Annotated in this window: 12 protein-coding genes; 7 read left to right on the top strand and 5 right to left on the bottom strand. The window is 71.2% G+C overall.

The annotated features are described in order from the left end of the window. Positions 1-68 precede the first annotated feature (68 nt). The gene (locus ACF073_RS16550) at positions 69-926 is read right to left on the bottom strand and encodes a helix-turn-helix domain-containing protein (RefSeq protein WP_392070497.1); all 858 of its coding nucleotides are present in this window, start codon (positions 924-926) and stop codon (positions 69-71) included. A 229-nt stretch (positions 927-1,155) separates the two neighbouring features. Then, on the bottom strand, positions 1,156-1,911 hold the full coding sequence (locus tag ACF073_RS16545; RefSeq protein ID WP_392070495.1) for a GPP34 family phosphoprotein: 756 nt from the start codon (positions 1,909-1,911) through the stop codon (positions 1,156-1,158). Positions 1,912-2,092: 181 nt separating this feature from the next. On the opposite strand from ACF073_RS16545, the gene ACF073_RS16540 reads away from it, so the two are divergent. Together ACF073_RS16540 and ACF073_RS16535 are read left to right on the top strand one after the other, a co-directional pair. Continuing rightward, positions 2,093-4,780, top strand: a complete 2,688-nt coding sequence (locus ACF073_RS16540; RefSeq protein ID WP_392070493.1) for a D-alanyl-D-alanine carboxypeptidase — start codon at positions 2,093-2,095, stop codon at positions 4,778-4,780. 200 nt (positions 4,781-4,980) lie between these two features. Continuing rightward, the gene (locus ACF073_RS16535) at positions 4,981-6,897 is read left to right on the top strand and encodes an MFS transporter (RefSeq protein ID WP_392070492.1); all 1,917 of its coding nucleotides are present in this window, start codon (positions 4,981-4,983) and stop codon (positions 6,895-6,897) included. A gap of 37 nt (positions 6,898-6,934) precedes the next feature. On the opposite strand, the gene ACF073_RS16530 is transcribed toward ACF073_RS16535, so the two are convergent. Next, on the bottom strand, positions 6,935-7,783 hold the full coding sequence (locus ACF073_RS16530) for a hypothetical protein (protein WP_392070491.1): 849 nt from the start codon (positions 7,781-7,783) through the stop codon (positions 6,935-6,937). A gap of 90 nt (positions 7,784-7,873) precedes the next feature. Here ACF073_RS16530 and ACF073_RS16525 point away from each other — a divergent pair, with 90 nt between their 5' ends. After that, positions 7,874-8,662 (top strand): SDR family oxidoreductase, encoded by a 789-nt coding sequence (locus ACF073_RS16525; RefSeq protein WP_392070490.1) that lies wholly within the window; start codon positions 7,874-7,876, stop codon positions 8,660-8,662. Between the two features lie 189 nt (positions 8,663-8,851). Then, entirely contained in the window at positions 8,852-10,411 is a 1,560-nt protein-coding gene (locus tag ACF073_RS16520) for a sodium:solute symporter family protein (RefSeq protein ID WP_392070489.1), read from the top strand. A 78-nt stretch (positions 10,412-10,489) separates the two neighbouring features. Here the strand turns inward: ACF073_RS16520 and ACF073_RS16515 are convergent, their stop codons facing one another. Then, entirely contained in the window at positions 10,490-11,605 is a 1,116-nt protein-coding gene (locus ACF073_RS16515; RefSeq protein ID WP_392070487.1) for an ADP-ribosylglycohydrolase family protein, read from the bottom strand. A gap of 241 nt (positions 11,606-11,846) precedes the next feature. Between ACF073_RS16515 and ACF073_RS16510 the strand changes: the two genes are divergently transcribed. The 3 genes from ACF073_RS16510 to ACF073_RS16500 are packed head-to-tail and all read left to right on the top strand — an operon-like array spanning position 11,847 to position 13,409. Next, on the top strand, positions 11,847-12,659 hold the full coding sequence (locus ACF073_RS16510; RefSeq protein WP_392070485.1) for a Scr1 family TA system antitoxin-like transcriptional regulator: 813 nt from the start codon (positions 11,847-11,849) through the stop codon (positions 12,657-12,659). After that, the gene (locus ACF073_RS16505; protein ID WP_392070483.1) at positions 12,656-12,844 is read left to right on the top strand and encodes a DUF397 domain-containing protein; all 189 of its coding nucleotides are present in this window, start codon (positions 12,656-12,658) and stop codon (positions 12,842-12,844) included. The genes ACF073_RS16510 and ACF073_RS16505 overlap by 4 nt, the downstream gene beginning before the upstream one ends. A 31-nt stretch (positions 12,845-12,875) precedes the next feature. Then, the gene (locus tag ACF073_RS16500; protein ID WP_392070482.1) at positions 12,876-13,409 is read left to right on the top strand and encodes a DUF2165 domain-containing protein; all 534 of its coding nucleotides are present in this window, start codon (positions 12,876-12,878) and stop codon (positions 13,407-13,409) included. Here ACF073_RS16500 and ACF073_RS16495 read toward each other — a convergent pair. After that, positions 13,402-13,965 (bottom strand): hypothetical protein, encoded by a 564-nt coding sequence (locus tag ACF073_RS16495; protein ID WP_392070480.1) that lies wholly within the window; start codon positions 13,963-13,965, stop codon positions 13,402-13,404. The genes ACF073_RS16500 and ACF073_RS16495 overlap by 8 nt on opposite strands. Positions 13,966-14,007: the final 42 nt, after the last annotated feature.

The raw sequence follows: 14,007 nt of genomic DNA, 5'->3' as shown, positions 1-14,007 counted from the left end.
ATATTCCAGGTGGGCCTTCCACGGAGGCGGACCGACGGTGTACGATCACGCGCCCTCCGTGGCCTCACTCAGTCCGCGTACGCTTTCGCCACCTCGGCGATGTACTGCCGGGACGCCTCCACGTTGAGCGACTGGGCCCGCAGGTGCTCGTACATCACGGCGTACTTCTGCACGTCCTGGGCCTTCTCCAGGTACAGGTCGCTGGTGACGCCCTCCAGGTAGACCACGCTGGAGTCGGCGGCGTCGGCGAACTCCAGGATCGCGTACTGCCCGTTGAGCCCCGGGTGGGCGCCCACCTCGAAGGGCAGCACCTGCACGGTGATGTGCGGCAGCTGGGACATCTCGATCAGGTGCTCCAGCTGCTCGCGCATCACCAGCCTGCTGCCCACGACCCGGCGCAGCGCCGCCTCGTCCAGCACGACCCAGAGCCGGAGCGGGTTGGTCTCGGCGGTGATACGTTCCTGTCGGCGCAGCCGCACCTGTACGCGCTTCTCGATCTCGGCCGTCGACGTCTCCGGCAACGCGCCCTGCACCAGGGCCTCCGCGTAGGCGTGGGTCTGCAGCAGGCCGGTCACCAGCTGGGGTTCGTACACGCGCAGCGACTCGGCGTCCGTCTCCAGTCCGATGTAGACGCTGTACGGGATGTCCCCGAAGGTGTGCCACCAGCCTTGCTGGCGCGAATCCCTGGCCATCTCCATCAGCGAGTCGACGATCCGCTGGTCCTCGACCTCGTACACCCCGCACAGATCCCGGACGTCGCGCTGGCTGATGCTTCTGCGGCCGTTCTCGAGTCTGGAGATCTTCGACTGCGACACGAGCAGCCGCTCGGCCACCTCTTCGGCCGTCATGCCCTTGAGCTCGCGGAGCCTGCGCAGCTCCTGGCCCAGCCGGCGCCGCCTGACGGTGGGATTGACATTGGACGCCACGGGACGCGCACCTCCGGCTTACTGCCTGTTACTTAACACTTTCCGTATCTGCTGTTGAGCAGACTGCCACCTAGTGCTTCCTACCGCTGGGAAACGAGGGATATGCGGCGGCCGCTGAACTCTTGTGCCCCTGGACGCAGTCGAGCGGGGCGGCGAGACCACAGGGGTCTCACCGCCCCGCTCGGACCAGCGGCTCCCGAACCGGGTCTGCGGTGACCGGGGTTGCGGCTCAGTGGGCCACGGCGCGTGCCATGGACCCGTGGCGCGGCTGCATCGGAACCCCGCGTGCGGGCTCCGTCGCGGGCCGGGTTCCGGGCGCGGCCGGGCGGCCGGCCGGGGCCGGACCGCGGCGCGGCTGTGCCGCCGCACCGTTCTGCACGTCCATGACGGCGTGGGCGACGAGCCCGCCCATGGGGTCGTGCCGGATCAGATCCCGCAGCCGGGAGCGGGACGATCGCCCCTCGTTACCCGGATACAGGTGCTTGCCGAGCCCGACGGCGTGCGCCAGGGCGGCGAGCGCCGCGGTCCGCGGGTCCGGTGGTACGCCGGTGCGGATCGCGGAGTCCAGCCGGGATCGGATCTCCCGGCTGATGGCGGTGTCCGTCGCCTGGTAACGCGTCGTCGGCAGCACCCCGCACATCTGGCCCGCCACGGCGGCGACCATGCCGCACCGCTCCAGATGCGAGAGATAGGTCTGCCTGAGCCCCAGCCGGGGCCCGCCGATCCAATGGACGGCACGCACGGGAGCGCCACGCCTTCGCAGCAACTCCAACGCGCAGTCCAGAGTCGGATCTCCTGTCGGCCGTGGCACCACCACGGCGATACGATCCCCGTCTGGGGCTATCCGTCCGGCCAGCGCCAGCTCCACTAGCTGTGCTCCGGCCAGACCGAGGTCGAGCGACTGCGGCTGCGCAGTGGTACCCGTGGCCGGGTCCAGTGCCAGCAGCAGAAGCTCCTCCGGAATCGTTCTGCGGCTCCTGCCCATCCATGCCTCCCCGCGTGGATGAATGACAGGGTGACCCCTCTCACATTGGTCTGTCGAGGGCGCGTGACCGGTTCGTGAGGGAACCGGTAGGTATGTCGTTCTCGTCTACCGCAGGGGCCAAGCCCTCACACAGGACACTGGTACATGGTTCGGACAGGGCGCACACCTGGGCGTGCGACGCATGGAGGAGGCATCGGTGGCGGGCGAGTCCCCCGACAAGTCGAAGCAGCGTGAGTCGTCGGCGGAACCGACGTCGGGGAGCGCGGGTTCGGTTCCCGAGGCGCGCGATCCGCGTCTCGCGGTGTCCCGCGAAAAGGATTCCTCGGGCGGCGCGGACACGGCGACGAAGATCCTGAAGCTACGGCCCGGGGCCGCGGGCGAGCCGGAGGAGCCGGCCGGCTCCGCCGACGGCGACGACCAGGACGCCGCCCTGCGCGCGGCGGTCTCGTCCTGGGTCCGCGCACCGCGAACCGACGCGACTGCAAAGGATTCTGAGGCTGCCGAGCCCATAGACACGGAGGGGACCGACGCGGACGCCGGGGCCGGGGCCGGCAGGAAGGCGGAGCCCGGCTCCGAATCCGAGCCCGAGCCCGGGTCTGAGACCCCGTCCGCCGAGGCCCCGGAGCCGAAGACGTCCTCGGACGAGCCGAAGGACGAGGGCGCGAAGCCGGAGTCGGACGCGGACGCGGACACGAGCCCGGACGCTGACGCGAAGGCGCCCGCCACCGACACCGCCGCGGCCAAGAAGTCCGTCGCGGCGAAGGCCCCGACGAGCACGGACGCGAAGGCTACGGCGCCCGGTGCTGCCGCGAAGCCCGCGAAGCCCGCGACGGGCCGTCCTGACGCCAAGGCCGCGAAGCCCGCGGCGGACGACGGTGACGCGAAGGCCGCGAAGCCCGTGGCGGACCGTCCCGACGCCAAGGCCGTGAAGCCCGCGGCGGAGGACGGTGACGCGAAGGCCGCGGCCTCCGACGCCGACGCCGACGCCGACGCCAAGGACGTAGAGAACGCCACCGGCACGAAGGCCACGACGTCCGCCCGGGACAAGAAGCCGGCGAAGCCCGCGGCCTCCGACGCCGACGCCGACGCCAAGGCCGCAGAGGACGCCGCCGACGCCAAGGCCACGACGGACGGTGCCGGCGCGAAGGCAGCCGCGTCCGGTGCCGGTGCGAAGGCCGCAGTGGACGACGCCGAGGACGACGGCGAGGGCGGAGCCGCGGACGCCGAGGGCGCGGATGACCCGCAGGAGCCACCCGCGGGTGACGACGAGAGCCGCACGGGTGGTGCGGGTGAGGGCGCCGTTCGGGCCGAGGGCGGAGCCGAGGCCGGTGTCGACCAGCCCACCACCGTCTTCAAGGCGCTCGCGCCCAAGAAGCCCGTCGACCAGCCGACGACCATGCTCAAGCTCGGCGGCAAGCCCAAGCCCCCCGGGTCCCAGGCCGAGTCGGAATCCGAGCGCACCAGCAAGTTCGTCGCGCTCAAGGACGACCTGCGCAAGCCGGCCGCCGCCACCCCGGCCGCCCCGCCCGCCGACACGACCACCACCGTCCCCCAGGTCGGCCCGGAGCGCACCACCCAGCAGCCGCTCCCGCCCAAGCCCCCGCTGGACCTGCTGGCGGAGCTGACGAACACGCCCCCGCCCGCGGAGACCCCGGTCCGCACGATCGTGCGCCGGGTCAAGATCTGGACCCCCCTGGTCCTGCTCCTGGTGGTCGTCATCGCGGTCATTCAGGCGGTCCGCCCGCTGCCCGCGCCCGCCCTCGCGCTCACCGCCGAGGACAGCTACACCTTCAAGGGCAGCGGCACGAGCCTGCCGTGGCCGGGCGAGGGCCAGGGCTGGATGGAGGTCGACGGCGTCGGCACGATGGGCCGCTTCGGCAAGCAGACGCCCGTGGCCATCGGCTCGGTCGCCAAGACCATGACCGCGTACATCATCCTCCGGGAGCACCCGCTGAAGCCGGGACAGGACGGCCCGAAGATCGAGATCGACCCGAAGGCCGAGAAGGAGGGCGGCTACTTCAGGGACGGCGAGTCCACGCTCAACACGGTCAAGGCGGGCGATCACCTCACCGAGAAGGAAGCCCTGTCGGCCGTCATGATCCCCTCGGCGAACAACATCGCGCGGCTGCTCGCGCGCTGGGACGCGGGCTCGGAGGCGGCGTTCGTCAAGAAGATGAACGCCACCGCCAAGGAGCTGGGGATGACCGGCACGACGTACACCGACCCCTCGGGCCTGAAGGAGACGACCGTCTCCACGGCCGCGGACCAGGTGAAGCTCGGCCGCGCGGTCGTGAAGATCCCGGCCCTGGTCGCCATCACCAGCGCGGCCAGCTGGACGGACCCCTCCGGGCACAACTGGCCCAACTACAACGAGCTGCCGTACCGCATCGGCGCGATCGGCATCAAGACCGGCAGCACCACCGCGGCCGGCGGCAACCTGCTCTTCGCCTCCCGCAAGAAGGTCGGCGGGCAGACGGTCACGATCGTCGGCGCGATCCTCGCCCAGAACACGGCGCCCATCCTCGGCACGGTCAACAAGGTCAGCAAGACCGCGCTGCTCGCCGCGCAGGACGCGCTGATCTCGTCGAAGATCCTGAAGAAGGGCGACGTCGTCGGCTATGTGGACGACCGGCTCGGCGGCCACACCCCGATCGTGGCCACCAAGGACGTCACCGCGGCCGGCTGGGCGGGCCTGAAGGTGAAGCTGTCCTTCGCCCCCGGGACCGTGCCGCACACCGCGAAGGCCGGCACCACGGTCGGCACGCTCACCGTGGGTGACGGCTCGGCCGGCGCGGTGAAGGTGCCGGTGGCCCTGCAGAAGGATCTGGCCGAGCCCGGATTCGGGGCCAAGCTCACCCGCGTGAGCTGACCGGCACCGCGCCCGAGCCCGCCCGCGCACCCCGTCGCCGGAGCCCCCACCCGGGAGCCCCGCGGCGGGGTGCGTGCTAGCGTCACGAATCGGGGCAGGTCGCCGGTCACGGGACGGGGCCGCGAACTGGACGGGAAACGGCCGGGAACACCGAGGGAAGCGGCCGAGAACAGAAGACGGGACACGGGGAGTGCCTTCAGGTGGCCACAGCGGAGCCGACACGCGCCGACGACGCCGATCCGGGGCCGGGATCCGGCCCGCGAATACGTCTGTCCATGACTGACGTCGCGACGGAGACGGCTGCCGACCGACCGGCCGTCACCACGGCCGGAACGCCGGCCGGCAGAACGTCCGGCACCGAGACGGACACGGACGGTGACGGCGGCGCGGCGGACCGTCGCGGCGGACCTGCCCGTGCGCTCGCCCTCCTCCAGCCGCTCCGGCGGCGCCTCCTGCGGCACCCGGCACTGTCCATGACCGCGTTCGCCGGCGTCCTGCACATCATCTGGTTCTTCACGTTCGCGAACAGCGGTGGCGATCTGGCCGCGCAGGACGCCTGGGCGGAGTTCGTCGGCCGGCACCCGGACTCGGCGTACAACCTCGCCTGGTACGGCGGTATGCACCCGGTGTCGTACAGCGTGGTGTCGCCGTACCTGATGTCGGTCCTCGGCGTCCGTACGACGATGATGATCGCCGGCACGCTCTCGGCGGGCCTGCTGACGATGATCCTGATACGCAGCCGGGCCGTGAAGAACCCGCTGTGGGTCTCGCTCGCCGGGATCTTCGCGCTGATCTGCAACGCGATCTCCGGCCGGGTGACCTTCGGGCTCGGGATGATGTTCGCGCTCGGCGCGGTCGCGGCGGTGTTCTGCTGGCCGTACCGGTGGCGCTACAAGCGCTGGGCGAAGGCTCTGGTCGCCGCCCCGCTGGCCGCGCTCGCGACGATGGCCTCGCCGGTCGCGGGGCTGTTCGTGGGGCTGGTCGCGGCCGCGCTGTTCCTGCAGAAGCGGCGGCCGGGCGCATGGGCGCTGGGACTCGCGCCGTCGGCGGTGGTCGCCGTGTCGGCCTGGCTGTTCCCGTTCTCCGGCACCCAGCCGATGGGGATCGGTTCGGTGATCCTGCCGCTGCTGTACGGCCTGCTGTGCCTGTTCCTGGTGCCGAAGAAGTGGGTGACCGTCCGGCTGACGGCGGCCGTCTACAGCCTCGGTGTCGTGCTGGTGTGGCTGATCAGCTCGCAGATCGGGTCCAACATCTCGCGGCTGCCGATGCTGTTCGCGGGCGCCGCCCTGATCGCGGCGCTGCCGTACACGGTGCCGAAGTCCCGCCAGTGGTACGTGACCGTGCTGGCCTTCCTCGGCTTCGTCGGCTGGATCGGTTTCAAGTCCGTCGACGACATCATCCACACCACCCCGGCCGCCTCCTGGGCGCGGGAACTCGCACCGCTCGTCAACGAGCTGCAGAAGGCGGGCGCCGAGAAGGGCCGCGTCGAGGTGGTCCCGGCCCGCTCGCACCGCGAGGCCTCCGCGCTCGCGCCGTACGTCAACCTGGCCCGGGGCTGGAACCGGCAGGCCGACATGGAGCGCAACCCGCTCTTCTACGACGACACGCTCAACTCGGCGACCTACCACGAGTGGCTCCAGCGCTGGGCGGTGCACTACGTGGTGCTGCCCAAGGACAACGTCGACGGGGACGGCGGCGAGCGCGAGCTGCTGCAGCGCGGGATGCCGTATCTGAAGCAGATCTGGGGCGACGCCAACTGGCAGCTGTTCCAGGTGACCGATCCGGCGCCGCTCGCCGAGCCGAACGCGGTGGTGGACCGGGCCGAGCAGGGCGAGATGACCCTGCGGGTGCGCGAGGCCGGGCGGATCCTGATCCGCATCCCGTACTCGCCGTGGCTGAGCATCGTCGACGAGCACGGCAAGAGCGTGCGGCCGCCGCAGGCGTCCCACAGCACACCGAAGACGTACCGGAACGTCAACGGGTGCCTGATGCAGACGCCGGAGGACGGCAACGGGGACAAGTGGACGATGCTGCTCGCGCCGCGGGCCGGGACGTACCACCTGGCCGCGCCCTACCAGCTGCCGCGCGGTACGCCCTGCCCGGACGAGCTGAAGTGACCGTGCCCGGCCGCCCGCCCGGCCGCCCCGGCGGGCGTCACCCGGTGCCGCGCAGCTCGGCCACGTAGGTGTCCGTGCCGGGGATCGTCGGGATGAACGGCGCCACCAGTTCGACCCGGCCGAGTCCGGATCCCGCGACGTCCGCGTCCAGGCCCGTGAAGTGGTCCGCCCAGCATTCCCGCGGGTCCCGCTCCAGGAACCACAGCAGGGTGAGCCGGGTGGCCACGCCCTCCACCTGCTTGACGTAGGTCATGCGGTCGCCGGGGAGCGGGGTGGGCCGGAAGACGGTCACCAGCGCGGCCGGTGAGCCCGCCAGCCGCTTCGGCAGATGGCGGGTGCGCAGCCACTCCAGCAGCGGCGCCCGCTGCCCGGCCGAGTCCGCGTCGATCACTTCGAGCACCAGGCCCCGGTACGGATGGTCGAGGGCGTGCAGGGCGCGCGGTCCGGCGGCGCCGTCCCGGTAGACCGTGGTCTCGTGGTCCTGGAAGGCCGTGAAGACATGGGTGCGCTCGTGGTGGACGCGGGCGTCCCGGTTGAGGCGCCGGTTGATGGCGACCGTCCACCTCATGTGGTCGTCGTAGCGGCCGTCGGTGATCCAGTAGGTGGAGAGGTAGCAGCCGGCGGTGACCGGCCGGGCGACCGCCGACTCCTCCGGGGAGCGCAGGAGCTGCAGCTCGCGGGTCGCCACCCAGCGGCGGCCCGCGAACATCCAGGGCATGGCCATCGCGCCGGCGTAGTAGTGGTCGTCCTCGTACCAGCGGTTGTACGCGTACTCGTGGCCGGGGTGCGGCTCGACCATGGTGATCAGGGCGTGGCCGGGGCGGGCGCCGTACGGTCCTACGGCGGCCAGCTCGGCGTACAGCTCGCTGCGGGTGTCCTCGCTCATGCGGTTCCCCTCTACGGCCCTTCCGTCTTCCTGCGCTCGGCCATACTCTGACGCCCCGTCAGACAATGTGCCAGAGCCGGGAGGCAGCCCATGTCACTGCTCGCGGGCAAGACCGTCGTCGTCTCGGGTGTCGGGGCGGGGCTCGGCCACCAGGTCGCCGCGGCCGTCGTACGGGACGGCGGGAACGCGGTGCTGGGGGCGCGCACCGAGGCGAACCTCGCCAAGAGCGCGGCCGGGATCGATCCGGAGGGCACGCGCACGGCCTACCGGGCGACCGACATCACCGACGAGGGGCAGTGCGAGGCGCTGGCGGCGCTGGCCGGGGAGCGGTTCGGCGGGGTCGACGCCGTGGTGCAGGTGGCCGCCTGGGACTCGTATTTCGGGGGTCTGGCGGACGCCGACTTCGCGACCTGGCAGTCGGTCATGGACGTGAACCTGCTGGGGACGCTGCGGATGACCCGGGCCTGCCTGCCGGCGCTGAAGGCGGGCGGCGGCGGGTCGGTGGTGTTCATCGGGACGCAGTCGGCCGTGGCCGCGCCCTCGCAGGTGAGGCAGGCCGCGTACGCCGCGTCGAAGGGGGCGCTGACCAGCGCGATGTACTCGCTGGCCCGGGAGCTGGGGCCGCACCGGATCAGGGTCAACACCGTGCTGCCCGGCTGGATGTGGGGGCCGCCGGTGCAGGCGTTCGTCCGGTTCACGGCGGACGCGGAGGGGGTGCCGGAGGACGAGGTGCTGGCCCGGCTGAGCGAGCGGATGGCGCTGCCGGAGCTGGCCACGGACGGGGACGTGGCGGACGCGGTGGTGTTCCTGGCCTCGGACCGGGCGCGGGCGATCACGGGGCAGTCGCTGCTCGTGAACGCGGGGGAACTGATGCGGTAGGCCGCCGACCTGCACGGATCGCGGATCCGGCAGGTGCGGACACTGCCGAAGACGTTCAGGTACATGAACTGAGGTCATGACACCGAACAATTTTACTCCTTCTTGACCTTCCCCTTCCTTGCCGTGCCTCCATGTTCGAAACCAGAGTTCACATGCCTGACCCTGGCTGCGAACCCTGGAAGGGGACACATGAACGGTCTCGACTGGGCCGTGCTCATCGGCTACTTCGGTGTGATGGTCGCGATCGGCGTCTGGTCGCACAAGCGCGTGGACAACGTCTCCGACTTCTTCACGGCCGGCGGCAAGATGCCCTGGTGGCTCTCCGGCATCTCGCACCACATGTCGGGCTACAGCGCGGTGATGTTCACCGGGTACGCGGGCATCGCCTACACCTACGGCGTCACCTCCTTCATCACCTGGTCCTTCCCCATCGCGCTCGGCATCGCGATCGGCTCGAAGCTGTTCGCGCCGCGCATCAACCGGCTGCGCTCCCGGCTCCATGTGGCGTCCCCGCTGGAGTACCTGAAGAACCGCTACAACCTCCCCACGCAGCAGGCGCTCGCCTGGTCCGGCATGCTGCTGAAGATCGTGGACGTCGGCGCCAAGTGGGCGGCGATCGCGACCCTGCTGTCGGTGTTCACGGGTGTGTCCCTGAACCAGGGCATCCTCGTCACCGGCGCGATCACCGCCGTCTACTGCACGATCGGCGGCCTGTGGGCGGACGCGCTGACCGAACTCGGCCAGTTCGTCATCCAGTTGCTGGCCGGCGTCGCGATGTTCGTCGCCGTCGTGATGAAGCTGAACGACAAGGACATCGGCTTCCTCGGCGCCTGGGACGAGCCCGCGCTGCACGGCCACGGCAAGCCGCTGGTCGGCCCGTACGGCACGGTGTTCCTGCTGGCGTTCCTGTTCATCAAGCTCTTCGAGTACAACGGCGGCATGCTGAACCAGGCCCAGCGCTACATGGCCACCGGCAGCGCCCGCGAGGCCGAGCGCTCCGCCCGGCTGTCGGCGGTCCTCTGGCTGGTCTGGCCGGTGGTCCTGTTCTTCCCGATGTGGATGTCCCCGCTGCTGGTCGAGGCGCGGAAACCGGACGGCTCCGACGCCTACGCGCTGATGACCGAACAGCTGCTGCCGCACGGCCTGCTGGGACTCGTCGTCGTCGGCTTCTTCTCGCACACGATGGCCATGTGCTCCTCGGACGCGAACGCGATCGCGGCGGTCTTCACCCGGGACGTGGCGCCGGTGGTGTCGGCGAAGGCCCGCTCGTGGAGCGAGCGTTCGGGCCTGGTCGCGGCCCGGGTGACGACGGTCGTCTTCCTCGGTCTGTCGATGGCGGTGGCGACGCAGGTCGACTCCCCCGCCTTCAAGGACATCATCACCGTCGTCATCAAGTGGGTGGCCGGTCTGATGGGCCCGATCGCGATCCCGATGATGCTCGGCCTGCTCCGCACGTTCCGCCGCTCGGGGCCGACCGCGGCCCTCACCAGCTGGGCGGCGGGCCTGCTGGCCTTCTGGCTGGTCAACTACCCCATCAGCTGGAACGTCGACGGCGGGGTCCCCCTCCAGTACCAGGTCTCGATCCCGCTCGCGGTCTCCCTGGTCCTGTACGTACTGATCGGCTACCTCAAGCCGGAGGACACCCCGGAACGACTGGCGATCATCGAGAAGGTCAACACGGACGACGGCGCCACCGCGGCGACCGTGCCGGTTCCGAGGGCGGCGGGGGACGACGTGGTGGCGTCGTAGGGGGCGCTGCCGACGAGCGGGTGCGGTACGCGGGGGCTGGGCGCACGGTTCCCCGCGCCCCTACGGGGGGGGGGCTCGTCAGGCCCGTGGATACCGTGCCAGCCACCCCGGGGACGAGCCCGCTGGGCCGTGCAGGGCGGGGCCCTGGGTCATTTCCATCGCGAAGTCGTCGGCCAGTTCCAGCAGGGTGGGGCGGCCCTCCAGTTCGGCGATCCAGGCCGGCGGGAGGGCCGTCTCGCCGTGCAGGGCGCCCAGCAAGCCGCCGGTGAGGGCGCCCGCCGCCGCGGAGGGGCCGCTCTGGTTCACCGCGAGGCACAGCCCGTGCCGCACGTCCTCGCCCACCAGCGCGCAGTACACGGACGCGGCCAGCAGCCCGTCCGCCGTGCCGTCCCCGGCCAGCTCCTCCACCCGGGCCGGGGTGGGCATCCCCTGCCGTACGGCGCCGAGGGCGTGCTGGAGGGCGTCCGAGACCGGCTGGTGGCCGGGGCGGGCGGCGAGCAGCGCGAGGGCGCGCTGCACCGCGCCGTCCAGGCTCTCGCCGCGGGCCAGCGCGTGCACGATCACCGCGTACGCGCCCGCCGACAGATAGGCGATGGGGTGGCCGTGGGTCTGGGCCGCGCACTCCACGGCCAGCTGCGCGACGAGCTGCGGCTCCCAGCCGACGAGCAGTCCGAACGGCGCCGAGCGGGCGACTGCCTCCGGCCCCAGCTCCTCCGGGTTCTTCGGGGACTCCGGCGTGCCCATGGTCGTGTCGCCGAAGCCCATGAGCAGCGCGCGGGTCGGGTCCCGGCGGGCGTACAGCCACTCCTCCCGGGCCAGCCAGCCGTCGTCCTTGCGGCGCTCGTCGGGCCCCCAGTCCCGCTGGGTGGCCGCCCAGCGCAGATACGCCCGGTGCAGATCGGTCGGCGGATGCCAGGCCCCGGTGTCCCGGCGCACCTGGGCGCGTATCAGCCCGTCCACGGTGAACAGGGTCAGCTGGGTGTGATGGGTGACCGTGCCGCGCCGGCCGTGCCCGAAGGCCAGGTCCAGCAGCCCCTCGCCGCCGTACGCCGCCCGGATCTCCTCCAGGGACAGCGCGTCGGCGGGGCCGCCCAGCGCGTCACCCACCGCGACCCCGAGCAGCGAGCCGCGTACCCGGCCGCGGAAGTCCTGCTGCTCGGCGCGTCCCCAGACGGCACCGGCTGTCGCGCTCACCAGACCTCCCCACGGCACCGTCCGCCTGTACGACGTCCAGCACTGTAATCGACCGGGAACGGTCCGTTCAGCGGGACAAACCTGCCCTGACACGGCATTCCCGCCCAGCCCCCGCCCCCTCTTCGCAATCCGTTCACGGGGACGGGCCCCGGCCCGCGTTCACCGGGTCGTGGATACGCGGGACTCGGCCGCCCCGGACTCCCTACCCTGCCGTGTGAGGGATTCGACACGGAGGGTGAGCATGAAGGACGAGGAGGCCGAGGCCGTACTCAGGGCCGTCGGGCGGCAGATCAGGCTCTGGCGGGAGTCCGCCGGACTGAAGCAGGGTGAGCTGGGAGCGCGGATCGGGTACGGCGAGGATCTCGTCTCGGCGGTGGAGCGGGCGGTACGGGTGCCGCAGCCCGAGTTCCTGGACGCGGCGGACGAAGTGCTCTGCGCGGGCGGGAAGTTGTCCGCGATGAAGGAGGACGTGGAGAAGGCCCGGTACCCACAGAAGGTCCGGGACCTGAAGAGGTTGGAGGACGAGTCCTTCGAACTCGGTGCCTATGCCAACCACTACATTCACGGCCTCTTGCAGACACCCGAGTACGCGAAGGCCCTGTACACGATGCGGCGTCCGGCGTACACCGAGGAGGAGATCGACCGGCACGTCGGCGCTCGCATGGCGCGGCAGGCCGTGTTCGCGCGCGTGCCGACTCCCACAGTCACTTTCGTCCAGGAGGAGGTGACCCTGCGGCGGCCCATCGGCGGAAGGGCAGTCCTGCGTGAACAGCTGGAACACCTGCTGGAGGCCGCGAAGATGAGGCACGTCGAGATTCAGGTGATGCCGAACGACCGCGAAGACCACGCCGGCATGGGAGGTCCGTTCCGCCTGCTGAAGCTGAAGAGGGGCAAAACGGTGGGCCACGAAGAAGGGCAGACCCACAGTCGGCTGATCAGCGATCCCCAGGAGGTGCAACTTCTTGAGGTGCGCTATGGAATCATCCGGGCGCAGGCTCTCACGCCCCGGGAGTCGCTTGCCTTCATCGAAAAGGTATTGGGAGAAGAGACATGACCATCGGCACGCTGGACTGGTTCAAGAGCAGCTACAGCAGCAACGAGGGACCGGACTGCGTCGAAGTGGCCTTGACCCCCGCCGCCGTGCACGTCCGCGACTCCAAGGACAGGGACCGCGCCCACCTGCTCGTCGGCGGCGAGCCGTGGGCGCAGTTCGTGGGGTTCGCGGCCGAAAGCGGCTGACGCGGGTGGGGGATCGGGAAGAATCCCGGTCATGACCATGACCCCCACCACCCCCACCACCCCCACGCGCCACACCGGCCACAGCCTCGCCGCTGGTGTGCTCACCGGCATACTCGCCCTCTACATCGCCCTGGTCGCCCTCGGGAACATCACCGACTTCGGGACGAACCAGCAGTTCGTACGGCACGTACTGGCGATGGACACGACCTTCAAGGACGACAGCCTGATGTGGCGGGCGATCACCAGCACCGCGCTCCAGGACACCGCCTATGTGCTGATCATCGTCTGGGAGACGGTGGCGGCCCTGGTGCTGATCGGGGGGACATGGCTGTGGGCGCGGCGGGACCACGACCGCGCCCGCCGGTTCTCCACCTACGGCCTGCTGATGCTGCTGCTGCTCTTCGGCGCCGGGTTCATCGCGATCGGCGGCGAGTGGTTCGCCATGTGGCAGTCGAAGTCCTGGAACGGACTGGACGCGGCGGCCCGGGTGTTCCTGATCAGCGGTGTCGCGCTGATCGTCAACCAGCTGCCGGGGCGGCGGGAGCCGGAGCCGTCCGCTAGTTGACGACGGCCACCGGCGTGCCCTTGTCGCCGAAGGCCCACAGGGCGGCGCCGTCCTGCTTGTGCAGGCGGATGCCGCCCAGCTTCTGGCCGTTCGCCGGGGGCGGCGAGGCCCCGTCCAGGGCGTTGGAGAAGGCGACGTTCACGCCGGACGCCTTGGTGAAGTACATGATGTGCTCGATCTGCACGCCGTCCGAGCCCTTGATGGACTGCACCCGGAAGGTGACCGTGTAGCGGCCGGGACTCGGGTCCACCGTGCCCGGCCACACCGTGAAGGTGCGGGACGCGTTCCCGGTCGCGTCGACCAGCCACACCCGCCTCTCGCCGAGCGAGTAGACGATCCGGCGGCCCTCGCCCGACGCGTCCGGCAGGGCGGGCACGTGCGGCGTCTTCGGGGCGCCGGACGCGTGGGCGCCCGCCGAGGCCGAGGCGCTGGGCCTGGTCACGGCGGCCGTGGGATGCGGCCCGTGGTTCGCCTGTACGGCGAGGGCGACGACGACCGCGGTCGCCCCCGCCGTCAGACCGGTGACCCAGGCCCACGAGGGCAGTAGGGCAGCCACGGGACGCATCTCCTCCGCTACGGGGCCCCGTCCAGGATCGGG

This window comes from Streptomyces sp. NPDC015171 (assembly GCF_043079545.1).
In the GTDB taxonomy this organism is placed as follows: Bacteria; Actinomycetota; Actinomycetes; order Streptomycetales; family Streptomycetaceae; genus Streptomyces.
Note: the sequence above shows the minus strand (reverse complement) of the source record. Positions and strands in the feature narration are given on the sequence as shown.